Raw genomic sequence first — 23828 nt, forward strand, 5'->3', positions numbered from 1 at the left:
AGCCCGCTCCCACATTTAATCGAGTTCCTTCAGTTGGAATGCAATCAAATGTGGGAGCGGGCTTGCTCGCGAAGGGGCAAGACTGGCCTCTGGAGATCAGCCCTTGCGAACCCGCAGGCAGCGCCAAAGTGCCGCCACCAGCAACCCGCTGACCAACGCCCAGCCCCATGCCTGCTGATTCAACAATCCCTCTTCATACAACTGCGGCGCAATGCCGGCGCCGATGATAAAGGTCAGCAGGGCGATTTCCCGACGCGGCACGCTGACCGGTCGGCACACGTAAACCAGCGCCGGCAGGATGAACGCCATGCTGGCAAAGCTGCGATAACGTGCGTCGAAGACCATCTCCAGCATCATCACCGCCGCCGCGAAACCTGCCAGCGCCACCAGCCAGCCGGCACGGCGCTCGAGCCGATTGAAGACGCGTTCACGCCAACCCTGGCGGGCGCTCAGGCTCAGCGCGGCATGGGCCAGCACTAACAGATTCAAGACCGTCAGCAAGCCGACCCACAGCCATTCGCTGGCAAACCGCGTGGTCACTCGCGCCAGATCGCCCCAGGCGCCGATCGAGCAGGCTGCAACTGCCGCAAGCAGGGGCAGAACCAACGCCGATTGCGTGGTGCGAACCCGGCCGCCGAGCAGCAGCGTGCCGAGGAAAATCAGCCCGCCAACGCCCAGCCATTCCTTCCAGTACGGCACATTGGTCACTGGCCCGGCGAGCACGCCCTTGTCCTGGCGATCGGCGTCGAACAGGCCCCAGTAACCGCCGACCGCACCTTCGCTGCCCCGCTTCCATGGCTGGTCGAACGCCTCGATCAGGTTGTAATGCCAGCCTTCCTTCTCGGCCATCGCGACAAAACCGCGAATGAACTTGGCCTCGTTGACCCGGCTCGGCAGGGCGGTCTCGCGCTGGCGACCTTCGCTGGGCCAACCGGTTTCGCCGATCATCACGTCCTTGGGCGCGAACTTGTTGCCGAACACCTGACGCACATCCGCCACATGTTGCAGCGCGACGTCAATGTTCGACGGATCATCTTCCCAATACGGCAGCAAGTGAATGGTCAGGAAATCCACCGCCGGCGCGACTTCCGGGTGCTTGAGCCAGAACTCCCAGACATCGGCATAGGTGACCGGTTGCTTGACCTGGCTTTTGACCTTGTTGATCAGTCTGGCCAGTTGCGCGCCGGTGACTTCCTTGCGCAGCAAGGCTTCGTTGCCGACGATCACCGCGCTGACCACATCCGGGTTGGCGTTGGCCGAGGCGATCAACTGGTCGACCTCTTTTTCGGTGTCCACCGGGTTGCTGTTGACCCAGGCGCCGATCATCAGCTTCAAACCGTGTTTGCGCGCCAGTTCCGGCAGCGCTTCGAGGCCGGTCATCGAATAGGTGCGGATGCACTCGAAGCGCGTCGCCAGCAGGGCGAGGTCGGCGTCCATACGCTCCGGGCGCAGTTTGAACGGTACGTCGAACGGCGACTGATCCTTGTCGAACGGCGTGTAGGAGGCGCATTGCAACTTGTGCGTCGGGGTCGCGGCGTCCGGCAGGATCACCGGTTTGCCGAGGCCGTACCAGAAGCCACCGAGGGCAAACAGGCCGAGCAGGCAGGCGAAGAGGTAAGGAAGAAAGGGAAAGCGGGAAGTCGCGGACATGGTCAGGCCGAGTGGCTGCAAAGCGACGCATGTTACCTGCATTTTTCAGCGGTTGGTGGCCTGCATGATTTGCCCATGCAAAGTTCGGGCGGATTGTCTGGCGTCATTTATTCGGAGGCGATTAATGGCCTTCTGATGTCGTTTCTCGGTGTATTGAGGTCGCTGACAGAGCAGGTCGCTGCGGGCGTCAGGCCGATGATCGAAAGCGTCAGCACTCCACTGGCGTTCAAGCGAGTTTGCGGTCAGGCGTGATGGGGGCGCTGTGCACCATAACAATACGTTGACGATGCCCGGCATCCGTTGGGCGCAGCATTTCGGGGAAGTAAACGATGAAGATGCGACGACTTTTAGGCGCAGGTGCCGCTCTGGTGCTTGCGATGAGTTCCACATTCGCCAGCGCTGAAAAACAGACCCTGAACATCGGTTACGTTGACGGCTGGTCCGACAGCGTCGCGACCACCCATGTGGCGGCCGAGGTGATCAAGCAGAAACTCGGCTACGACGTGAAGTTGCAAGCCGTCGCCACCGGGATCATGTGGCAGGGCGTGGCCACCGGCAAACTCGATGCGATGCTTTCGGCCTGGCTGCCGGTCACCCACGGCGAATACTGGGCGAAGAACAAGGATCTGGTCGTGGATTACGGCCCGAACTTCAAGGATGCGAAAATCGGCCTGATCGTGCCGGAGTACGTCAAAGCGAAATCGATCGAAGACCTCAAGACCGATGACAGCTTCAAGAACCGCATCGTCGGCATCGACGCCGGTTCAGGCGTAATGCTCAAAACCGATCAGGCGATCAAGGATTACGGCCTGGACAAATATACGCTCAAGGCCAGTTCCGGCGCCGGCATGATTGCCGAGCTGACCCGCGCCGAGAAAAAGAACGAGTCGATTGCGGTCACCGGTTGGGTGCCGCACTGGATGTTCGCCAAGTGGAAACTGCGCTTCCTCGACGACCCGAAAGGCGTGTACGGCGCGGCTGAAACCGTGAACAGCATCGGCAGCAAAGAGCTGGATGCCAAAGCGCCTGAAGTCGCCAAGTTCCTGAAAAACTTCCAGTGGGCGTCGAAAGACGAGATCGGCGAAGTCATGCTGGCCATCCAGGACGGCGCCAAGCCAGAAGCGGCAGCCAAGGATTGGGTCGCCAAGCACCCGGATCGCGTGGCTGACTGGACCAAATAAAAGTACCAACAACGCCTGACCCCTGTGGGAGCGAGCTTGCTCGCGAAAGCGGTGTAACAGTTGACAGAAATGTTGGCTGACACGACGCCTTCGCGAGCAAGCCCGCTCCCACATTTGTTTCTTGTGCACCCTCTCTGGCAGGGTTTACGGCTGTTTCAAAGCCTCTTTCCAACTCTTTCGGCTAATTAGCGTCCGAAAATTGGCGAAAACGTCATGTCGTTCTAATACTAAGGTCGTCTGGAACCCGTTCCGCAGCCGCATACAGTGGATACGTTCCAACAATAATCTGTGCTGCGAGGATAAAAACAATGAACGACAGCATTTACCTCTCGATTCAAAACAGCCCGCGCTTCAAGGAGCTGGTGCGAAAAAGAGAAAAATTCGCCTGGATACTCTCGGCGATCATGCTCGGGCTGTACTCCGGATTCATCCTGCTGATCGCATACGGGCCGCAAGTGCTCGGGGCGAAACTCAGTCCCGGGTCGTCGATTACCTGGGGTATTCCGATTGGTGTCGGTCTGATTGTCTCGGCCTTCATCCTGACCGCGATCTACGTACGGCGCGCCAACGGCGAGTTTGACGACCTGAACAATGCGATTCTCAAGGAGGCTCAGCAATGATCCGGCGTCTACTGGCTCTTTTGAGCATCGCAGCGTTCGCGCCAGCCGTCTGGGCCGCTGACGCCTTGACCGGCGAAGTCCACAAACAACCGCTCAACGTTTCCGCCATCGCCATGTTCGTGGTGTTCGTCGGTGCGACCCTGTGCATCACCTACTGGGCCTCGAAGCGCAACAAGTCGGCCGCCGACTACTATGCAGCGGGCGGCAAGATCACCGGGTTCCAGAACGGTCTGGCGATTGCCGGTGACTACATGTCGGCGGCGTCCTTCCTGGGGATTTCCGCGCTGGTGTTCACCTCCGGCTACGACGGCCTGATCTACTCGATCGGCTTCCTGGTGGGCTGGCCGATCATTCTGTTCCTGATCGCCGAGCGCCTGCGTAACCTGGGTAAATACACCTTTGCCGACGTGGCGTCCTACCGCCTCGGGCAAACCCAGATCCGCACCCTGTCTGCCTGCGGTTCGCTGGTAGTGGTGGCGTTCTACCTGATCGCGCAAATGGTTGGTGCCGGCAAGCTGATCCAGCTGCTGTTCGGTCTCGACTACTACGTCGCGGTGATTCTGGTCGGTATCCTGATGTGCATGTACGTGCTGTTCGGCGGCATGCTGGCGACCACCTGGGTGCAGATCATCAAGGCGGTGCTGTTGCTGTCCGGTGCCTCGTTCATGGCGCTGATGGTGATGAAGCACGTCAACTTCGACTTCAACATGCTGTTCTCCGAGGCGATCAAGGTTCACCCGAAAGGTGAGGCGATCATGAGCCCGGGCGGTTTGGTGAAAGATCCGGTTTCGGCGTTCTCCCTCGGTCTGGCCCTGATGTTCGGTACTGCCGGCCTGCCACACATCCTGATGCGCTTCTTTACCGTGAGTGATGCGAAAGAAGCGCGCAAGAGCGTGCTGTACGCCACCGGCTTCATTGGTTACTTCTACATCCTGACCTTCATCATCGGCTTCGGCGCGATCCTGCTGGTCAGCACCAACCCGGCCTTCAAGGATGCGGCGGGCGCTCTGCTCGGCGGCAACAACATGGCGGCGGTGCACCTGGCTGACGCGGTGGGTGGCAGCATCTTCCTCGGCTTCATCTCGGCGGTGGCGTTTGCGACCATTCTGGCGGTGGTGGCCGGTCTGACCCTGGCCGGTGCTTCGGCGGTGTCGCACGACCTGTATGCCAGCGTGATCAAGAAGGGCAAGGCCAACGACAAGGATGAAATTCGCGTGTCGAAGATCACCACTATCGCCCTGGGTGTGCTGGCGATCGGTCTGGGTATCCTGTTCGAGAGCCAGAACATCGCGTTCATGGTCGGCCTGGCGTTCTCCATCGCGGCGAGCTGCAACTTCCCGGTGCTGTTGCTTTCGATGTACTGGAAGAAGCTGACCACCCGCGGTGCGATGGTCGGTGGCTGGCTGGGGCTGGTGAGTGCGGTGGGGCTGATGATCCTTGGCCCGACCATCTGGGTGCAGATTCTGCATCACGAGAAGGCGATCTTCCCTTACGAGTACCCGGCGCTGTTCTCGATGGTGATCGCGTTCATCGGGATCTGGTTCTTCTCGATTACCGACAAGTCGGCGGCGGCCGAGAACGAGCGTGCGCTGTTCTTCCCGCAGTTTGTGCGTTCGCAGACTGGCCTTGGGGCGAGCGGGGCGGTTTCGCACTAAGTTCTGGTTACGTGGTTTGAGTGAAATGCCCTGGTTGAGAGATCGGGGCATTTTTTTTGTGGGCGGTTATCGGACTGGAATTGGGTACATATCCTTTGCTGCGGTAACGGCTGCTTAGGGTTTCGCCCTTACGGCGACTCACTTTTTTTACAAACGCCTAAAAAAAGTAAGCAAAAAAACGCTTGCTCCTGCGTTCGGCCCGCTCGCTGGGGCTCGGGGTCCCTTCGCTGCGGGATCGATCCGGGGGCAGCGCCTACGGTTTGCTTCGCTGCACCTCCTCTCGCTGTGTTTGGCTGCGCCAAACGGTCGCTGCGCTCCCACCCCCGGATCAATCCCTCCACTCAGCCTTCCGATGTCGCCCGTGGATCAAGATCAAAAGCTGCAGCCGAGCTTGCGCTCATCCTGTTGAGTGGTGGAAAAGCATGCGGTCGGCTTGTGTTCTGTGTTGGATCTACCCCTCATCGGAACGCCGCCCGCCCAGCCCTCTCCCGAGGGAGAGGGAGCCGATTTTTGAGCCTTTCAGAACCTGAGTTCGACTGGGTGTTTCACGTCGGCGTAACTCTCCCAAGCACCGCGATCAGTCCCCTCTCCCTCCGGGAGAGGGCTAGGGTGAGGGGCTCTTGATCTGGTTTTTGATCTGGCTTTGGCTTTTGATCTTTTGCCCCTTCGGCAGGCCGAGCGTAGGTGTCCATCCGGGGGGTAGGCGCGCAGCGCCATGCGGCGTAGCCGCATACATCGAGAGGAGGTGCAGCGAAGCAAACCGGAGGCGATGCCCCCGGATGGACACCGTAGCGAGGGAATACTGAGCCTCAGCGAAGTGCCGTACGCCGGGGCAAAGCCTTTTGGGTTACCTTTTCGGCGTTTGGAAAAGGTGACTCGCTGTAAGAGCGAAACCATAGGAGGCCGTTACCGCAGCAACGGATATATACCCAAAACCCCAAAACCCAGTCGGCCCACAGGCCGCTGCGACCAGACAAACAAAAACGGCCTCTATATAAGAGGCCGTTCCCGATACAACTTCAAGACGTTATCGCAAGACAAGCCTTATTTGCGGTCTTCCAGCTTGGTGATATCACGCGACTCGTAGCCAGTGTACAACTGGCGCGGACGGCCAATCTTGTACGGGCTGGAGAGCATTTCTTTCCAGTGCGAGATCCAGCCCACAGTACGCGCCAGAGCGAAGATCACGGTGAACATGCTGGTTGGAATGCCGATCGCCTTGAGGATGATCCCCGAGTAGAAGTCGACGTTCGGGTACAGCGAGCGCTCGATGAAGTACGGGTCGGTCAGCGCGATCTCTTCCAGGCGCATGGCCAGTTCGAGTTGCGGATCGTTGTTGATGCCCAGTTCTTTCAGCACTTCGTCGCAGGTCTGCTTCATGACAGTCGCGCGAGGGTCGCGGTTCTTGTAAACGCGGTGACCGAAGCCCATCAGCTTGAACGGATCGTTCTTGTCCTTGGCCTTGGCGATGAACTTGTCGATGTTGGACACATCGCCAATCTCGTCAAGCATGGTCAGAACGGCTTCGTTCGCACCGCCGTGGGCAGGGCCCCACAGTGCGGCGATACCGGCGGCGATACAGGCGAACGGGTTGGCACCCGAGGAGCCTGCCAGGCGCACGGTGGACGTCGATGCGTTCTGCTCGTGGTCGGCGTGGAGGATGAAGATCCGGTCCATGGCCTTGGCGAGTACCGGGCTGATCGGTTTGATCTCGCACGGGGTGTTGAACATCATGTGCAGGAAGTTTTCCGCGTACGTCAGGTCGTTGCGCGGGTACATCATGGGTTGGCCCATGGAGTACTTGTAAACCATCGCTGCCAGGGTTGGCATCTTGGCAACCAGACGGATCGCGGAGATTTCGCGATGCTGCGGGTTATTGATGTCCAGGGAGTCGTGGTAGAAGGCCGAGAGGGCGCCGACTACGCCGCACATGACGGCCATCGGGTGGGCGTCGCGACGGAAGCCGTTGAAGAAGGTTTTCAGCTGCTCGTGAACCATGGTGTGGTTTTTCACGGTGCTGACGAACTGGGCCTTCTGTTCTGCAGTCGGCAATTCGCCGTTGAGCAGCAGGTAGCAGGTTTCCAGGTAGTCCGACTTTTCAGCCAGCTGTTCGATCGGGTAGCCGCGGTGCAACAGAATGCCGTTGTCGCCGTCGATATAGGTGATCTTCGATTCGCACGAGGCGGTCGACATGAAACCCGGGTCGAAAGTGAAGCGGCCCGTGGCCGTCAGGCCCCGAACATCGATTACATCGGGACCAACGGTGCCGGTTAAAATGGGCAGCTCGACGGGGGCTGCGCCCTCGATGATCAACTGCGCTTTTTTGTCAGCCATGTGGCCTCCTATTTATGCTTGAACCATCAGACAGACCCCCCACGCAGGGCCCGCACCACTATAGTGAGATAAATTCGAATGTCAATTTGCCTAAAGTCTTGCTCCAGAAGGCTTTAAGCGCACTTTTTCCTCGAAATTGACTGCCATTTACGCCTTTTATGCGACTTGTGCAATCAGCTATTGGGGGTAGGTGATTGCGTTGTCATTAGTAGCCTAACTGTCTATACTCGGCCACCGACCGCCAAGGGCTTTTGGGCTTGCTTTCATTGGGGGTCGCATCCCTGGGTGGTGGTTACCTGACCAGTGCACTCCCCAACAACTTTGCCCTGATTGTTAGGGGCTCTTCAGTGTGAAAAAAAAGCCGTGAAAAGCCAACGACCTGTAAACCTAGACCTAAGGACCATCAAACTCCCAGTCACTGCTTACACGTCCATTCTTCACCGTATCTCCGGTGTCATCCTCTTTGTGTGCCTTGCCATCATGCTTTACGCATTGGACAAGTCGCTGAGCTCCGAGGAAGGCTTCGGTCAGGTGAAAGCGTGTCTGACCAGTCCGCTAGCCAAGCTAGTGATTTGGGGCATCCTGTCCGCTCTGCTGTATCACCTGGTTGCCGGTGTGCGCCATTTGATCATGGACATGGGCATCGGTGAGACGCTGGAAGGCGGCAAGCTGGGCTCGAAAATCGTTATCGCCGTTTCCGTGGTGGTAATCGTTCTGGCAGGAGTCTGGATATGGTAACTAACGTCACGAACCTCTCGCGTTCGGGCCTCTATGACTGGATGGCGCAACGTGTGTCGGCGGTCGTTCTCGCGGCTTACTTCATTTTTCTGATCGGATACGTCGTGGCCCACCCAGGCCTCGAGTACGCCCAGTGGCATGAACTGTTCGCCCACAACGGGATGCGTATTTTCAGCCTCCTGGCCCTTGTTGCTCTCGGCGCTCACGCCTGGGTCGGCATGTGGACCATCGCGACTGACTACCTGACGCCAATGGCGTTCGGCAAGTCCGCGACGGCTATACGTTTCCTTTTCCAGGCAGTATGCGGCGTTGCGATGTTCGCTTACTTCGTCTGGGGTGTGCAGATTCTCTGGGGTATCTGAGTCATGGCTAACATTCCAACGATTTCTTTCGACGCCATCATTATTGGTGGTGGCGGTGCCGGCATGCGCGCTGCGCTGCAGCTGGCGCAGGGCGGTCACAAGACTGCGGTGATCACCAAGGTTTTCCCGACCCGTTCGCACACTGTATCCGCCCAGGGCGGTATCACCTGCGCGATCGCGTCCGCTGACCCGAACGATGACTGGCGCTGGCACATGTACGATACCGTCAAGGGTTCCGACTACATCGGTGACCAGGACGCTATCGAATATATGTGTCAGGAAGGCCCGGCTGCCGTTTTCGAGCTGGACCACATGGGACTGCCGTTCTCGCGTACCGAGCAAGGCCGTATCTACCAGCGTCCGTTCGGTGGCCAGTCCAAGGACTACGGTAAAGGCGGTCAGGCTGCCCGTACCTGCGCAGCGTCCGACCGTACCGGTCACGCACTGCTGCACACCCTTTATCAGGGCAACCTGAAAGCCGGTACCACGTTCCTGAACGAGTACTACGCGGTCGACCTGGTGAAAAACCAGGAAGGCGAGTTTGTCGGTGTGATCGCGATCTGCATCGAAACCGGCGAAACTTCGTACATCCGCGCCAAGGCCACCGTACTGGCTACTGGCGGTGCTGGCCGTATCTACGCCTCCACCACCAACGCCCTGATCAACACCGGTGACGGCGTTGGCATGGCGCTGCGTGCTGGCGTGCCGGTACAAGACATCGAAATGTGGCAGTTCCACCCGACCGGCATCGCCGGCGCCGGTGTACTGGTGACCGAAGGTTGCCGTGGTGAAGGTGGTTACCTGATCAACAAGCACGGCGAGCGTTTCATGGAGCGTTATGCTCCGAACGCGAAAGACCTCGCTGGTCGTGACGTGGTTGCCCGCTCGATGGTTAAAGAAATCATCGCCGGCAACGGTTGCGGTCCGAATGGCGACCACGTAATGCTCAAACTCGACCACTTGGGCGAGGAAGTGCTGCACAGCCGTCTGCCAGGTATCTGCGAACTGTCGAAGACTTTCGCACACGTTGACCCGGTGGTTGCTCCGGTTCCGGTTGTTCCGACCTGCCACTACATGATGGGCGGCGTTGCCACCAACATTCATGGTCAGGCGATCACCCAGAACGCCGAAGGCGTGGATCAGATCATTCCGGGTCTGTTCGCCGTAGGTGAAGTGGCTTGCGTATCGGTACACGGTGCCAACCGTCTGGGCGGCAACTCGCTGCTCGACCTGGTGGTATTCGGCCGCGCTGCCGGCCTGCACCTGGAAAAGGCGCTGACCGACGGCATCGAATACGACGACGCTACCGAAGCCGACATCGAAGCTGCCCTGTCGCGTTTGAATGCGCTGAACGGCCGTACCGATGGCGAAGACGTGGCTACCCTGCGTCGCGAGCTGCAAAGCTGCATGCAGAACTACTTCGGTGTATTCCGCACTGGCGAATACATGCAGAAGGGTATCGCTCAGCTGGCCGATCTGCGCAAGCGCATCGCCAACGTGAAGATCAACGACAAGTCGCAAGCGTTCAACACCGCGCGTATCGAAGCTCTGGAACTGCAAAACCTGCTGGAAGTGGCTGAAGCTACCGCCATCGCGGCCGAAGTACGTAAAGAGTCCCGCGGCGCTCACGCCCGTGAAGACTTCGAAGACCGTGACGACGAAAACTGGCTGTGCCACACCCTGTACTTCCCGGGTGAGAAACGCGTCGCCAAGCGTGCCGTAAACTTCTCGCCGAAGACTGTTCCGACTTTCGAACCTAAAGTCCGGACTTATTAAGGGTGATCGCCATGTTGCAAGTCAGTGTTTATCGCTACAACCCTGATCAGGACGCTGCGCCGTTCATGCAGGAATTCCAGGTCGATACCGGTGGTAAAGACCTGATGGTGCTGGACGTGCTGGCCCTGATCAAAGAGCAGGACGAGGGTTTCTCCTATCGTCGCTCTTGCCGTGAAGGCGTCTGCGGCTCCGACGGCATGAACATCAACGGCAAGAACGGCCTGGCGTGCATCACGCCGCTGTCCGCTGTCGTAAAAGGCAACAAGTTGATCGTTCGTCCGCTGCCAGGTTTGCCGGTTATCCGTGACCTGGTTGTCGATATGAGCATCTTCTACAAGCAATACGAGAAGGTTAAGCCTTACCTGCAGAACGACACGCCGGCTCCGGCCATCGAGCGTCTGCAGTCCCCAGAAGAGCGTGAAAAGCTCGACGGTCTGTACGAGTGCATCCTGTGCGCCTGCTGCTCGACCTCGTGCCCGTCCTTCTGGTGGAACCCGGACAAGTTCCTGGGCCCGGCTGCCCTGCTGCAAGCGTATCGCTTCCTGGCAGACAGCCGTGACACCAAGACTTCCGAGCGTCTGGCTTCGCTCGATGATCCGTTCAGCGTCTTCCGCTGCCGGGGCATCATGAACTGCGTCAACGTATGTCCGAAAGGCCTGAACCCGACTAAGGCCATCGGTCACATCCGTAACATGTTGCTTTCGAGCGGCGTGTGATTCAGCTGCTGTAACCGTAGAACCGCTGTAACGAAGAGGCTGTGGCGCGGGCTTCAACCCGCGTCATGGCTATAACCAGAGCAGTAGCCACAAGCTGCAGCTCTTATTTTGAAGAAATGAGACAAGCAGGGGCATCCGGGCTGGTACCCGGACTATCAGCGTGATCCTAAGTGGCTTGTTTTGGTCGCTGCATTCGGACTTCTGCAAGTTTGCTCGGTATTGACGCCGATGGTGTTCCCCTAACCGAGGGTGACCAAGCATGCAAGAAAGCGTGATGCAGCGCATGTGGAACAGCGCCTACCTTTCAGGTGGAAACGCTGCCTATGTGGAAGAGCTTTATGAGCTCTACCTGCACGACCCTAACGCTGTGCCAGAAGAGTGGCGCACCTACTTTCAGAAGCTGCCTGCCGACGGCAGCTCTGCCACTGATGTTTCGCACTCCACAATTCGCGATCATTTCGTGCTGCTGGCAAAGAACCAGCGCCGCGCCCAACCGGTTTCCGCCGGGAGCGTGAGCAGTGAGCACGAGAAGAAGCAAGTTGAAGTGCTGCGATTGATCCAGGCCTACCGTATGCGTGGCCACCAGGCAGCCCAGCTTGACCCGCTGGGGCTGTGGCAGCGTCCTGCACCTGCAGACCTGTCGATCAATCATTACGGCTTGACCAATGCCGATCTTGATACGACCTTCCGTGCCGGCGACCTGTTCATCGGCAAAGAGGAAGCGAGCCTACGCGAAATTCACGAAGCGTTGCAGCAGACATATTGCCGCACCATCGGCGCTGAATTTACGCACATCACCGATTCCGAGCAGCGCCAGTGGTTCCAGCAGCGTCTGGAAAGCGTGCGTGGTCGTCCGACGTACTCCGCCGACATCAAGAGCCACCTGCTCGAGCGCGTGACTGCCGGTGAAGGCCTGGAAAAATACCTGGGCACCAAATACCCGGGCACCAAGCGTTTCGGTCTGGAAGGCGGCGAAAGCCTGATCCCGATGCTCGACGAGCTGATCCAGCGTTCCGGTTCCTACGGCACCAAGGAAGTCGTCATCGGCATGGCCCACCGTGGCCGTCTGAACGTACTGGTCAACACCTTCGGCAAGAACCCGCGCGAGCTGTTCGACGAGTTCGAAGGCAAGAAGAAGGTCGAGCTGGGTTCCGGTGACGTCAAATACCACCAGGGCTTCTCGTCCAACGTGATGACCACCGGCGGTGAAGTTCACCTGGCCATGGCGTTCAACCCGTCCCACCTGGAAATCGTTTCCCCGGTGGTAGAAGGTTCGGTTCGCGCCCGTCAGGATCGTCGTAACGACCCGACCGGTGAGAAGGTGCTGCCGATCTCCATCCACGGTGACGCTGCATTCGCAGGTCAGGGCGTGGTCATGGAAACCTTCCAGATGTCGCAGACCCGCGGTTTCAAGACCGGCGGTACCGTGCACATCGTGATCAACAACCAGGTCGGTTTCACCATCAGCAACCCGCTGGACTCGCGTTCCACCGAGTACGCCACCGACGTTGCGAAGATGATCCAGGCGCCGATCCTCCATGTGAATGGTGATGATCCGGAAGCCGTGCTGTTCGTGACCCAGCTGGCCATCGATTACCGCATGCAGTTCAAGCGTGACGTGGTGATCGACCTGGTCTGCTACCGTCGTCGCGGCCACAACGAGGCCGACGAGCCAAGCGGCACCCAGCCGCTGATGTACCAGCAGATCACCAAGCAGCGCACCACCCGTGAGCTGTACGCTGATCGTCTGACTCAGGCCGGTGTACTGGACGCTGAACGTGTTCAGGCCAAGGTCGACGAGTACCGCAACGCGCTGGACAACGGTCTGCACGTAGTGAAATCGCTGGTCAAAGAGCCGAACAAAGAGTTGTTCGTGGACTGGCGTCCGTATCTGGGCCACGCCTGGACTGCGCGTCACGACACCCGTTTCGATCTGAAGACCCTGCAGGAACTGTCCGCCAAGCTGCTGGAAATTCCGGAAGGCTTCGTGGTTCAGCGTCAGGTCGCGAAAATCTACGAAGACCGTCAGAAGATGCAAGCCGGCGGCCTGCCGATCAACTGGGGTTACGCCGAAACCATGGCGTACGCGACCCTGGCGTTCGAAGGTCACCCGATCCGCATGACTGGTCAGGACATCGGCCGCGGTACGTTCTCGCACCGTCACGCTGTGCTGCACAATCAGAAAGACGCGGGCACCTACATTCCGCTGCAGAACCTGTACGACGGTCAGCCACGCTTTGACCTGTACGACTCGTTCCTCTCGGAAGAAGCGGTATTGGCTTTCGAATACGGTTACTCGACCACCACGCCAAACGCGCTGGTGATCTGGGAAGCCCAGTTCGGCGACTTCGCCAACGGTGCACAGGTCGTTATCGACCAGTTCATCACCAGCGGCGAGCACAAGTGGGGCCGTCTCTGCGGTCTGACCATGCTGTTGCCGCACGGCTACGAAGGTCAGGGTCCTGAGCACAGCTCGGCACGTCTTGAGCGTTACCTGCAGCTGTGCGCCGAGCACAACATTCAGGTGTGCATGCCGACCACCCCGGCCCAGATCTACCACTTGCTGCGTCGTCAGGTGATTCGCCCGCTGCGCAAACCTCTGGTAGTGCTGACGCCGAAGTCGCTGCTGCGCCACAAGCTGGCCGTCTCGACTCTGGAAGATCTGGCTGAAGGTTCGTTCCAGACCGTGATCCCGGAAATCGATGCCCTGGACCCGAAAAAGGTCGAGCGCGTTGTTCTGTGTAGCGGCAAGGTCTACTACGACCTGCTGGAAAAACGTCGTGCCGAAGGCCGTGACGATATCGCCATCGTGCGTATCGAGCAGCTGTATCCATTCCCTGAGGACGACTTGAAAGAAGTCCTGGCGCCTTACACCAACGTCAAGCATGCCGTCTGGTGTCAGGAAGAGCCGATGAACCAGGGCGCCTGGTACTGCAGCCAGCATCACCTGCGTCGCAGCATCGGTAACCTCGACAAGTCTCTCGTACTCGAGTACGCGGGCCGCGAGGCTTCTGCTGCCCCAGCATGTGGTTACGCATCGATGCACGCCGAGCAGCAGGAAAAACTGCTGCAAGACGCGTTTACCGTTTAACGCCTTCGCGCACCTGAAACCGAATTTAAGGAACCACAGATAATGGCTATCGAGATCAAAGCCCCCACTTTCCCGGAATCGGTTGCCGATGGCACCGTTGCCACCTGGCACAAAAAACCGGGCGACGCCGTCAAGCGTGACGACCTGATCGTCGACATCGAAACCGACAAAGTCGTACTGGAAGTGCTGGCGACCGCCGACGGCGTGCTGGGCGCAATCGTCAAGAACGAAGGCGACACCGTTCTGTCCGACGAAGTCCTGGGCTCCATCGAAGCGGGCGGCGCTGCTGCCGCTGCTCCAGCCGCCGCCGCTGCTCCGGCCGCTGCTGCCGCTGCCCCGGCTGCTGCCGAAGGCGAAGACGATCCTGTTGCTGCTCCGGCTGCGCGCAAGCTGGCTGAAGAAAACGGCATCAACATCGCTTCCGTTGCCGGTACCGGCAAAGGCGGTCGTGTGACCAAGGAAGACGTGGTCGCTGCTGTAGCCGCGAAGAAAGCCGCTCCGGCTGCTGCTCCTGCAAAAGCCGCTGCTCCAGCCGCTGCTGCTCCGGTATTCGCTGCCGGTGATCGCGTTGAGAAGCGCGTACCGATGACCCGTCTGCGTGCCAAGGTTGCCGAGCGTCTGGTTGAAGCCCAGTCGAACATGGCAATGCTGACCACTTTCAATGAAGTCGACATGACCGAAGTCATGGCGCTGCGTTCGAAGTACAAGGACCTGTTCGAGAAGTCCCACAACGGCGTACGCCTGGGCTTCATGTCGTTCTTCGTCAAGGCTGCCACCGAAGCGCTGAAACGCTTCCCGGCGGTCAACGCTTCGATCGACGGTGCAGACATCGTTTACCACGGCTACGCCGACATCGGTGTTGCCGTTTCCAGCGACCGTGGTCTGGTCGTTCCGGTTCTGCGTAACGCCGAGCTGATGAGCCTGGCTGAAATCGAAGGCGGCATCGCCACGTTCGGCAAGAAAGCCCGTGACGGCAAACTGTCGATGGAAGAGATGACCGGCGGTACCTTCACCATCACCAACGGTGGTACCTTCGGTTCGATGATGTCGACCCCGATCGTCAACCCGCCGCAGGCAGCGATTCTGGGCATGCACAACATCATCCAGCGTCCTATGGCCATCAACGGTCAGGTCGTGATCCGTCCGATGATGTACCTGGCACTGTCCTACGATCACCGTCTGATCGATGGCAAAGAAGCTGTAACCTTCCTGGTGACCATCAAGAACCTGCTGGAAGATCCGGCTCGTCTGTTGCTGGATATCTGATAGAAGCAGCCATGCGCTGCGGGTGGCGTACCGTCGGCAACGGCGGTACGGCCCGCAGCGCGCGGCTTGAAGCTTTTCGCTAAAGAGGATTTTTTGAATGTCGCAGAAATTTGACGTAGTAGTGATCGGTGCCGGCCCTGGCGGCTATGTAGCTGCCATCAAGGCCGCGCAGCTGGGTCTCACCACTGCCTGCATCGAGAAGTACACCGACGCTGAAGGCAAACAGGCCCTCGGCGGTACTTGCCTGAACGTCGGCTGCATTCCGTCCAAGGCGCTGCTGGACAGCTCCTGGAAGTACAAGGAAGCCAAAGAGAGCTTCAACGTTCACGGTATCTCGACCGGCGAAGTCAAAATGGACGTCGCTGCGATGGTTGGCCGTAAGGCTGGCATCGTCAAGAACCTGACTGGCGGCGTTGCCACCCTGTTCAAGGCCAACGGCGTTACCTCGATCCAGGGCCACGGCAAGCTGCTGGCTGGCAAGAAAGTCGAAGTCACCAAGCCGGACGGTTCGGTTGAAGTCATCGAAGCCGAAAACGTCATCCTGGCTCCAGGTTCGCGTCCGATCGACATTCCACCGGCTCCGGTCGATCAGAAAGTCATCGTCGATTCGACTGGCGCTCTGGAATTCCAATCCGTACCTAAACGTCTGGGCGTGATCGGCGCTGGCGTGATCGGTCTGGAGCTGGGCTCGGTCTGGTCGCGTCTGGGTGCAGAAGTGACTGTCCTGGAAGCTCTGGACACGTTCCTGATGGCAGCGGACACCGCCGTTTCCAAGGAAGCGCTGAAAACCCTGACCAAGCAGGGTCTGGACATCAAGCTGGGCGCTCGCGTCACCGGTTCCAAAGTCAACGGCGACGAAGTCGTTGTTAACTACACCGATGCCAACGGCGAACAGACCATCACTTTCGACAAGCTGATCGTAGCCGTTGGTCGCCGTCCGGTGACCACTGATCTGCTGGCTGCCGACAGCGGCGTGACCCTGGACGAGCGCGGTTTCGTGCACGTTGACGATCACTGCGCCACCACCGTACCGGGCGTTTACGCCATCGGTGACGTGGTTCGCGGCATGATGCTGGCTCACAAAGCCTCGGAAGAGGGCATCATGGTTGTCGAGCGCATCAAGGGCCACAAAGCCCAGATGAACTATGACCTGATCCCTTCGGTTATTTATACTCACCCGGAAATCGCGTGGGTTGGCAAAACCGAGCAGGCCTTGAAAGCCGAAGGCGTTGAAGTTAACGTCGGCACCTTCCCGTTCGCCGCTTCCGGCCGTGCCATGGCCGCCAACGATACCGGTGGTTTCGTCAAGGTCATCGCTGATGCCAAGACTGACCGCGTATTGGGCGTGCACGTAATTGGCCCTAGCGCTGCAGAACTGGTTCAGCAGGGCGCGATCGGTATGGAATTCGGTACCAGCGCTGAAGACCTGGGCATGATGGTTTTCTCCCATCCGACCCTGTCTGAAGCCTTGCACGAAGCTGCTCTGGCTGTGAATGGCGGCGCCATCCACATTGCCAACCGCAAGAAGCGTTAAGACACAATAAGAAACCACGGCGGTAACGGCCCGTCGTGAGCCTTGCGAGCAAGTCTCACCGCGGAATGTCCGCTGGACGCAGTCTTGCGTAGCTGCACCGGGTATCCGGAAAGGCTACGCAAGCAGCAGTCACAGGTGGCGCGGCACTCATCAAGAGCGCAGCGCCGAATGCGCAGTACCTAACGAAGACGGTAAAAAGCATGAATCTTCACGAGTATCAGGGTAAGCAGCTGTTCGCTGAATACGGCCTGCCAGTTTCCACTGGTTACGCAGTAGACACCCCGGAAGCAGCAGCAGAAGCTTGCGACAAAATCGGCGGCAGCGAGTGGGTTGTCAAAGCCCAGGTCCACGCCGGTGGTCGCGGTAAAGCGGGCGGCGTCAAGCTGGTTCGCAACAAAGAAGACGCCAAGGCCTTCGCACAGCAGTGGCTGGGCAAGCGTCTGGTGACTTACCAGACTGACGCCAATGGTCAGCCAGTCACCAAGATCCTGGTTGAATCGTGCACTGATATCGCTAAAGAGCTGTACCTGGGCGCTGTCGTTGACCGTTCGAGCCGTCGCATCGTGTTCATGGCTTCCACCGAAGGTGGCGTGGACATCGAGAAAATCGCTCACGACACTCCAGAAAAAATTCTGAAAGCCACTATCGATCCACTGGTTGGCGCTCAGCCATTCCAGGGTCGCGAGCTGGCGTTCCAACTGGGTCTGGAAGGCAAGCAAGTTGCCCAGTTCGCCAAGATCTTCGTTGGTCTGGCCAAACTGTTCCAGGATCACGATCTGGCCCTGCTGGAAGTGAACCCGCTGGTGATCAAGGCTGACGGCGATCTGCACTGCCTGGACGCCAAGATCAACATCGACGCCAACGCCATGTACCGTCAGCCTAAGCTGAAGACTTTCCACGATCCGTCGCAAGACGATCCGCGCGAAGCGCACGCTGCCAAGTTCGAACTGAACTACGTAGCCCTGGAAGGCAACATCGGCTGCATGGTCAACGGTGCCGGCCTGGCCATGGGTACCATGGACATCGTCAACCTGCACGGCGGCAAGCCAGCCAACTTCCTCGACGTAGGTGGTGGTGCTACCAAAGAGCGCGTGACCGAAGCCTTCAAGATCATCCTGTCCGACACCAACGTCGCTGCAGTACTGGTCAACATCTTCGGCGGCATCGTTCGCTGCGACATGATTGCCGAAGGCATCATCGGCGCCGTTAAAGAAGTCGGCGTGAAAATCCCGGTTGTTGTTCGCCTTGAAGGCAACAACGCTGAGCTGGGCGCTAAAGTACTGGCAGAAAGCGGTTTGAACATCATCGCTGCTACCAGCCTGACCGACGCTGCTCAACAAGTTGTCAAAGCTGCGGAGGGCAAATAATGAGCGTCCTGATCAATAAAGACACCAAAGTTATCTGCCAGGGTATTACCGGTTCGCAAGGTAGTTTCCACACCCAGCAAGCCATCGAATACGGCACCAAGATGGTTGGTGGCGTAACTCCGGGCAAAGGCGGCACCGAGCACCTGGGTCTGCCAGTGTTCAACACCGTCAAAGACGCAGTTGCTGCCACAGGCGCTACCGCCAGCGTGATCTACGTTCCGGCTCCTTTCTGCAAGGACTCGATCCTGGAAGCAGCGTTCGGCGGCATCAAGCTGATCGTCTGCATCACTGAAGGCATTCCTACCCTGGACATGCTGGACGCTAAAGTTAAGTGCGACGAGCTGGGTGTTACCCTGATCGGCCCTAACTGCCCAGGCGTGATCACCCCAGGCGAATGCAAGATCGGCATCATGCCAGGTCACATTCACTTGCCAGGCAAGGTCGGTATCGTTTCGCGTTCCGGCACCCTGACCTACGAAGCTGTGAAGCAGACCACTGACGCCGGTTTCGGTCAGTCGACCTGCGTCGGCATCGGTGGTGACCCGATCCCGGGTTCGAACTTCATCGACATCCTGAAGCTGTTCCAGGAAGACCCGAAGACCGAAGCGATCGTGATGATCGGCGAGATCGGCGGTTCGGCTGAAGAAGAAGCGGCTGCCTACATCAAGGCACACGTGACCAAGCCGGTTGTTTCCTACATCGCTGGTGTGACTGCTCCTCCGGGCAAGCGCATGGGCCATGCTGGCGCAATCATCTCTGGCGGCAGAGGCACTGCAGACGAGAAATTCGCTGCGCTGCAAGACGCAGGCGTAAAAACCGTGCGTTCGCTGGCAGACATCGGCAAGGCCCTGGCCGAGCTGACCGGTTGGGCTGTCAAGTAAGCCTCGTGCTTGACTGACGCTTCACCAGACAAAGGCCACCTTCGGGTGGCCTTTGTTGTTTCTGGCATTAAAGGGATAGGAGGGCTTCTGTGGCGAGGGGATTTATCCCCGATGGGCTGCGAAGCGGCTCCAAACCCGATGTATCCAGCCAATCGAAAAGCGCTACAAGTTCTCAATCAGGGCTGCTTCGGCCCATCGGGGATAAATCCCCTCACTACAGGGTTCGTGCTCTACCTACAGAGTTCCATGTAGGAAAAATAGATGCGTAAACGCGACACAGACACGTCGTGTATCGGATAGTTCGCCCTCAAACAGTGCGTTTGTCAGACAAATTCGTTAGGCTAGCAGCCATTTTTGCGTCTGCCGCCCACAAGGCATGCAACGCGCTAAACGGGTCAGTCTTATACGGACTGACAGCATTTCCCTAACCCCACAGGGAAATCCCCCTCTAAATTCCGATTCAGTAGTGTGGTATTTCCTTAATGAAAGTTTTGAAAGGTCAGGACATCCTGGCACTGGGCTTTATGACATTTGCCCTGTTCGTCGGGGCCGGCAACATCATTTTCCCGCCTATCGTCGGCCTGCAGTCCGGACCTAATGTCTGGATGGCGGCGCTGGGCTTCCTGATCACGGCCGTCGGTCTGCCAGTGGTCACCGTCGTCGCCCTGGCCAAGGTCGGTGGTGCGATGGATGCGCTGAGCAGCCCGATCGGCAAGATCGCCGGTGGTGTGCTCGCCGCGGCATGCTACCTGGCGGTCGGCCCGCTGTTCGCCACCCCGCGGACCGCGACCGTGTCGTTCGAAGTGGGTCTGGCGCCGCTGACCGGCGAAAGCCCGCTGGCGCTGTTCCTCTACAGCTCGGTGTACTTCCTGCTGGTGTTCTTCATCTCGCTGTATCCGGGCCGTCTGCTCGATACCGTGGGGCGTTTTCTCGCGCCATTGAAGATCATCGCCCTGGCGGTACTCGGCATCGCCGCGTTCGCCTTGCCGGCCGGTGATATCGGTCAGGCCACACCTGAATACGTCGCGGCACCGTTCTCCCAAGGCTTCATCAATGGTTACCTGACCATGGATACCCTCGGCGCGCTGGTGTTCGGTATCGTCATCGTCAACGCGATCCGCTCCCGTGGCGTCGAGTCGCCTGCGCTGATCACCCGTTACGCGATCATTGCCGGCCTCATCGCCGGTGTCGGTCTGGCGCTGGTGTACATCAGCCTGTTCCGCCTCGGCTCCGGCAGCCACGAAGTCGCGGTCGGTGCCACTAACGGCGCGGCGGTGCTGCATGCTTACGTGCAACACACCTTCGGTTCGCTGGGCAGCGGTTTCCTCGCGGTGCTGATCTCGCTGGCGTGCCTGGTGACCGCGGTCGGTCTGACCTGCGCCTGCGCTGAATACTTCAGCCGCGTGCTGCCGCTGTCCTACAAGACCCTGGTGATCATCCTCGCCGCGTTCTCGCTGCTGGTGTCCAACCTGGGCCTGACCAAGCTGATCGCGTTCTCGATCCCGGTGCTGACCGCGATCTACCCGCCGTGCATCGTTCTGGTGGCTCTGAGCTTCTGCAAGGACTTCTGGCATGAACACGGGCGGATCCTCGGCCCGGTCATGCTGGTGTCGTTCCTGTTCGGCACCATCGACGCGCTCAAGGGCGCCGGTCTGGCCGACTGGATGCCGTCGCAGCTGTCGCACCTGCCGCTGAGCGAGCAGGGTCTGGCGTGGCTGGTGCCATGCGTGATGACCCTGGTGGTCGCCGTGGTCTGTGATCGCCTGCTGGGCAAGCGCAGCGAAGCCGTTGCCTGACGTTGTCTGACCCGCCACAAACGGGTCTTCAGCGCTTAAACAGAAATGCCCCGTATCAATCGATACGGGGCATTTTTTATGGGCGTCTGGCAGTGTCTTTTTCCGCGAGCTAACGTCGAAGCACTGCACAGATTTTATGTAGGAGTGAGCCTGCTCGCGTTGGCGTCGTACCTGTCGGATCAATGCCGGGTGTGCCAGCGAATCGCGAGCAGGCTCACTCCTACAGGTAATGCATCCACACTTCACAGGAAAACGAATGTCGTTCATCCAAGCCAATCTGATCCACCTGCTGGCCGCGCTCTGGTTTGTCATTTGCTGGGGCGGCTACACCCGTTATGCGTCGTGGAAGGCCCGCGACACCGCGTGCCTCGCCAGCGTGCTGCACCTGTATCGCGAAGACTGGATGCGCCGCATGCTGCTGCGTGACAACCGTATTGCCGACGCCAGCGTGATCGGCAATCTGGAGCGCAACGCCTCGTTCTTCGCCTCCAGCACTTTGATCATCCTCGCCGGCATTCTCACCGTGCTCGGTGCGTCCGAACGCGCCGTGTCGCTGCTGGCGGATATCCCGATGGTGCAGCAGGCGTCGCAGGGCATGTCGGAGATCAAGTTGCTGTGTCTGGCGCTGGTGTTCGTCTATGCGTTCTTCACCTTCAGTTGGTGCATGCGTCAGTACAACTTTGCTGCGGTGCTGGTCGGTTCCGCGCCGATGATCGGTGAGCGTCAGGTCTCGGAGCAGGAGCGCAAGGCGTTCGCACTGCGGGCGGCGCGGGTGATTTCGATGGCGGCGAACCAGTTCAACTTCGGTCTGCGCTCTTATTACTTCGGCATGAGCATGCTGGCGTGGTTTGTCAGCCCGTGGCTGTTCATGTTGATGAGTGCCGGGGTGGTCATCGTGTTGTACCGCCGCGAGTTTCATTCCGACGTGCTGGATGTGATGGTCTATACCCCTACAGAGGCACCATTGCCCGAAACCAATAAAGAGGCTGCTTGATGAGTATTCCGTTCTGGTGTGTGTTTATCAGTGCACTGTTGATTTACATCGCGCGCATGCCGGTGGGCAAGGCCATGAAAGAGCAGGGTGGTTACAACAACCATCTACCGCGCCAACAGCAGGCGCAACTCACTGGCTATGGCGCGCGGGCGCTGGCGGCGCACCAGAACTGCATCGAAGCGTTCATCCTGTTCGCCGTGGGTGTGCTGATGGCGCACACCACGCAAACCCAAGGCTGGTTGATTGATGCGCTGGCGATCATCTTTGTGATCGCGCGAATTCTTTACGTGTGGTTATACCTGGCGGATAAACCATCCCTGCGCAGCCTGGTGTGGCTGGTCGGCCTGATCTGCAGTTTGTTGCTGATGATTAGTCCGACTTTTAGAACCGTATTGCTCTAAGAAAGCCTCTAAGCCAAGACTGACAAAAAATCACAGGCAAAAGAAAACCCGCACTTGGCGAGTTTTCTTTTACTGCATCAAGTCGCAATTATTGCTTCTTGGCAGCTTCTTCCTGAGCAGCTTGATTCGATTCAGCCTGAGCTTTGGCAGCTTCGGCGTTTTCTTTTGCTGCGTCGTTCACTTTATCCTGAGCTTTGTTCATGTCTTGCTGAGCTTGCTCAGCATGTTGGTTTGCATCTTGAGCTTTGTCCTCGGATTTTTTATCGCAGGCAGCGAGACCGAGGGAAGCGGTCAACATCAAGGCAATAGCTAAAGTCTTACGCATGGGGTGTTTCTCCTTATGGAAAATAACTACTGGCCTTAAGAGCGCAGCGCCAAAGGTTAAGTTCCTCATTTCCTTCAGATATATAAGTTTGTTTTTTAGTGGAACTTTTGCGGTATTTCCTACTACTGGCACAAGGCTCTAACGAGAGTAATTATCAAATGGCTGAAAACCCCGTTTTTGAGCGCGCGACACGATTTCTTTCGGCCCTGCGCCATTGTCAGGTGCTCGGTTTGACGGTACACAGCGCCAGCAGCGAAGGGCTGACGGTGAGGTTGCCGTACAGCGCGCAAATCGTCGGCAATCCACAGACCGGGGTCATCCACGGCGGTGCCATTACTTCGCTGATGGACACCGCGTGCGGCATGTCCACGTTGTGCGTGCTGGCGGAGTTCGAAGTCTGCCCGACCCTGGACCTGCGTATCGACTACATGCACGCCGCCGAGCCGAACAAGGACGTCTATGGCTTTGCCCAGTGTTACCGGGTCACCACCGATGTGATCTTCGCTCGCGGCTTTGCTTATCAGGATGACCCGAGTCAGCCGATCGCCCATGTCGTCGGCACTTTCATGCGCATGGGCAAAAACCTGAAAGGCACCCAGGGATTTGGCGGCAAGGTCAAAGGAGAGAATCGATGAGCGATGACTGGAAGCAACAACTGCTGCAGGCTCACGCTCAGGGCGACTACGCGCCGCTGCTGCGGATAATTCCTTACGCCGGGTTGATCGGCGTCGAATGTTCCCGGGTCGGCGATGAATTGCTCTTCAAGCTGCCGGCGAACAAGGACAACATTGGTAACCCTTTATTGCCGGCGATCCATGGCGGGGTGATTGCCGGGTTCATGGAGCTGGCAGCCGCGTTGCATTTGCTGATCTTCACCGGTTCGCCCGGGGTGCCGAAGATCATCGACTTTTCTCTGGATTATCTGCGCGCCGGGCAGTTTCGCGACACTTGGGCCAAATGTCAGGTCTGTCGCCAGGGGCGGCGCGTGGCCAACGTTGCCATCACGGCCTGGCAAAGCACCGAGAGCGAACCGATTGCCACCGCCCGTGCACATTTCAAAATTGATGAGCCCTTGAAATCCTGAACGCTGCCCCCAACTCAGTGAACAACCCGCCGCCGACCCTCAAGGTCGCGGCCACTG

21 protein-coding genes are annotated in these 23828 nt (G+C 58.7%); 18 read left to right on the top strand and 3 right to left on the bottom strand.

Translation table 11 applies throughout. From position 1 onward, the window contains the following. Positions 1–96 precede the first annotated feature (96 nt). Complete coding sequence (locus QMX91_RS13220) at positions 97–1692, bottom strand: beta (1-6) glucans synthase (RefSeq protein ID WP_282412850.1); 1596 nt, start codon at positions 1690–1692, stop codon at positions 97–99. 33 nt (positions 1693–1725) lie between these two features. Between QMX91_RS13220 and QMX91_RS13225 the strand changes: the two genes are divergently transcribed. The 4 genes from QMX91_RS13225 (at position 1726) to QMX91_RS13240 (ending at position 5106) form a co-directional block, all read left to right on the top strand. Further along, positions 1726–1902 carry a hypothetical protein gene (locus QMX91_RS13225; RefSeq protein ID WP_282412851.1) on the top strand — a complete coding sequence of 59 codons (177 nt, stop codon included), beginning with the start codon at positions 1726–1728 and terminating at the stop codon, positions 1900–1902. 77 nt (positions 1903–1979) lie between these two features. Further along, positions 1980–2831, top strand: a complete 852-nt coding sequence (locus tag QMX91_RS13230) for a glycine betaine ABC transporter substrate-binding protein (RefSeq protein WP_003222989.1) — start codon at positions 1980–1982, stop codon at positions 2829–2831. Positions 2832–3139: 308 nt separating this feature from the next. Further along, complete coding sequence (locus QMX91_RS13235) at positions 3140–3451, top strand: DUF485 domain-containing protein (RefSeq protein WP_027613950.1); 312 nt, start codon at positions 3140–3142, stop codon at positions 3449–3451. Beyond that, complete coding sequence (locus QMX91_RS13240; RefSeq protein WP_098967874.1) at positions 3448–5106, top strand: cation acetate symporter; 1659 nt, start codon at positions 3448–3450, stop codon at positions 5104–5106. Before QMX91_RS13235 ends, QMX91_RS13240 begins: the two co-directional genes overlap by 4 nt. A 1044-nt stretch (positions 5107–6150) precedes the next feature. Here QMX91_RS13240 and gltA read toward each other — a convergent pair. Continuing rightward, positions 6151–7440, bottom strand: a complete 1290-nt coding sequence (gene gltA, locus QMX91_RS13245; protein ID WP_003222994.1) for a citrate synthase — start codon at positions 7438–7440, stop codon at positions 6151–6153. A gap of 363 nt (positions 7441–7803) precedes the next feature. Between gltA and sdhC the strand changes: the two genes are divergently transcribed. The 12 genes from sdhC to QMX91_RS13305 all read left to right on the top strand — a co-directional run bounded on the left by sdhC (position 7804) and on the right by QMX91_RS13305 (position 22362). Further along, complete coding sequence (gene sdhC / locus QMX91_RS13250) at positions 7804–8178, top strand: succinate dehydrogenase, cytochrome b556 subunit (RefSeq protein WP_016773673.1); 375 nt, start codon at positions 7804–7806, stop codon at positions 8176–8178. Continuing rightward, entirely contained in the window at positions 8172–8540 is a 369-nt protein-coding gene (gene sdhD / locus QMX91_RS13255; RefSeq protein ID WP_003222999.1) for a succinate dehydrogenase, hydrophobic membrane anchor protein, read from the top strand. The genes sdhC and sdhD overlap by 7 nt, the downstream gene beginning before the upstream one ends. A gap of 3 nt (positions 8541–8543) precedes the next feature. Further along, positions 8544–10316, top strand: a complete 1773-nt coding sequence (gene sdhA, locus QMX91_RS13260; RefSeq protein WP_007962857.1) for a succinate dehydrogenase flavoprotein subunit — start codon at positions 8544–8546, stop codon at positions 10314–10316. 11 nt (positions 10317–10327) lie between these two features. Then, positions 10328–11032 (top strand): succinate dehydrogenase iron-sulfur subunit, encoded by a 705-nt coding sequence (locus QMX91_RS13265; RefSeq protein ID WP_003223007.1) that lies wholly within the window; start codon positions 10328–10330, stop codon positions 11030–11032. 259 nt (positions 11033–11291) lie between these two features. Next, positions 11292–14123, top strand: a complete 2832-nt coding sequence (locus tag QMX91_RS13270; protein WP_027614036.1) for a 2-oxoglutarate dehydrogenase E1 component — start codon at positions 11292–11294, stop codon at positions 14121–14123. A 42-nt stretch (positions 14124–14165) separates the two neighbouring features. After that, positions 14166–15389 carry a 2-oxoglutarate dehydrogenase complex dihydrolipoyllysine-residue succinyltransferase gene (gene odhB / locus QMX91_RS13275; protein WP_003223011.1) on the top strand — a complete coding sequence of 408 codons (1224 nt, stop codon included), beginning with the start codon at positions 14166–14168 and terminating at the stop codon, positions 15387–15389. Positions 15390–15486: 97 nt separating this feature from the next. Next, a complete protein-coding gene (gene lpdA, locus QMX91_RS13280) occupies positions 15487–16923 on the top strand; it encodes a dihydrolipoyl dehydrogenase (protein WP_003223013.1) in 1437 nt (478 codons plus the stop codon). Positions 16924–17123: 200 nt separating this feature from the next. Beyond that, complete coding sequence (gene sucC / locus QMX91_RS13285) at positions 17124–18290, top strand: ADP-forming succinate--CoA ligase subunit beta (protein ID WP_003223015.1); 1167 nt, start codon at positions 17124–17126, stop codon at positions 18288–18290. Further along, complete coding sequence (gene sucD, locus QMX91_RS13290; protein WP_282412852.1) at positions 18290–19171, top strand: succinate--CoA ligase subunit alpha; 882 nt, start codon at positions 18290–18292, stop codon at positions 19169–19171. Before sucC ends, sucD begins: the two co-directional genes overlap by 1 nt. Positions 19172–19653: 482 nt before the next feature. Next, a complete protein-coding gene (gene brnQ, locus QMX91_RS13295) occupies positions 19654–20967 on the top strand; it encodes a branched-chain amino acid transport system II carrier protein (RefSeq protein WP_027614038.1) in 1314 nt (437 codons plus the stop codon). Between the two features lie 256 nt (positions 20968–21223). After that, on the top strand, positions 21224–21961 hold the full coding sequence (locus QMX91_RS13300; RefSeq protein WP_027614039.1) for a DUF599 family protein: 738 nt from the start codon (positions 21224–21226) through the stop codon (positions 21959–21961). After that, positions 21961–22362: an MAPEG family protein gene (locus QMX91_RS13305; RefSeq protein ID WP_007962864.1), complete on the top strand. Its 402-nt coding sequence runs from the start codon at positions 21961–21963 to the stop codon at positions 22360–22362. Before QMX91_RS13300 ends, QMX91_RS13305 begins: the two co-directional genes overlap by 1 nt. An 88-nt stretch (positions 22363–22450) precedes the next feature. Here the strand turns inward: QMX91_RS13305 and QMX91_RS13310 are convergent, their stop codons facing one another. After that, the gene (locus tag QMX91_RS13310; protein ID WP_007962865.1) at positions 22451–22687 is read right to left on the bottom strand and encodes a hypothetical protein; all 237 of its coding nucleotides are present in this window, start codon (positions 22685–22687) and stop codon (positions 22451–22453) included. A gap of 158 nt (positions 22688–22845) precedes the next feature. Here QMX91_RS13310 and QMX91_RS13315 point away from each other — a divergent pair, with 158 nt between their 5' ends. Together QMX91_RS13315 and QMX91_RS13320 are read left to right on the top strand one after the other, a co-directional pair. Then, positions 22846–23322 (top strand): PaaI family thioesterase, encoded by a 477-nt coding sequence (locus QMX91_RS13315; protein ID WP_139054089.1) that lies wholly within the window; start codon positions 22846–22848, stop codon positions 23320–23322. Continuing rightward, complete coding sequence (locus QMX91_RS13320; RefSeq protein WP_027614042.1) at positions 23319–23771, top strand: PaaI family thioesterase; 453 nt, start codon at positions 23319–23321, stop codon at positions 23769–23771. Before QMX91_RS13315 ends, QMX91_RS13320 begins: the two co-directional genes overlap by 4 nt. The last annotated feature ends 57 nt before the right edge of the window (positions 23772–23828 follow it).

This window comes from Pseudomonas sp. PS01299 (genome assembly GCF_029960145.1).
Classification (GTDB): domain Bacteria; phylum Pseudomonadota; class Gammaproteobacteria; order Pseudomonadales; family Pseudomonadaceae; genus Aquipseudomonas; species Aquipseudomonas putida_A.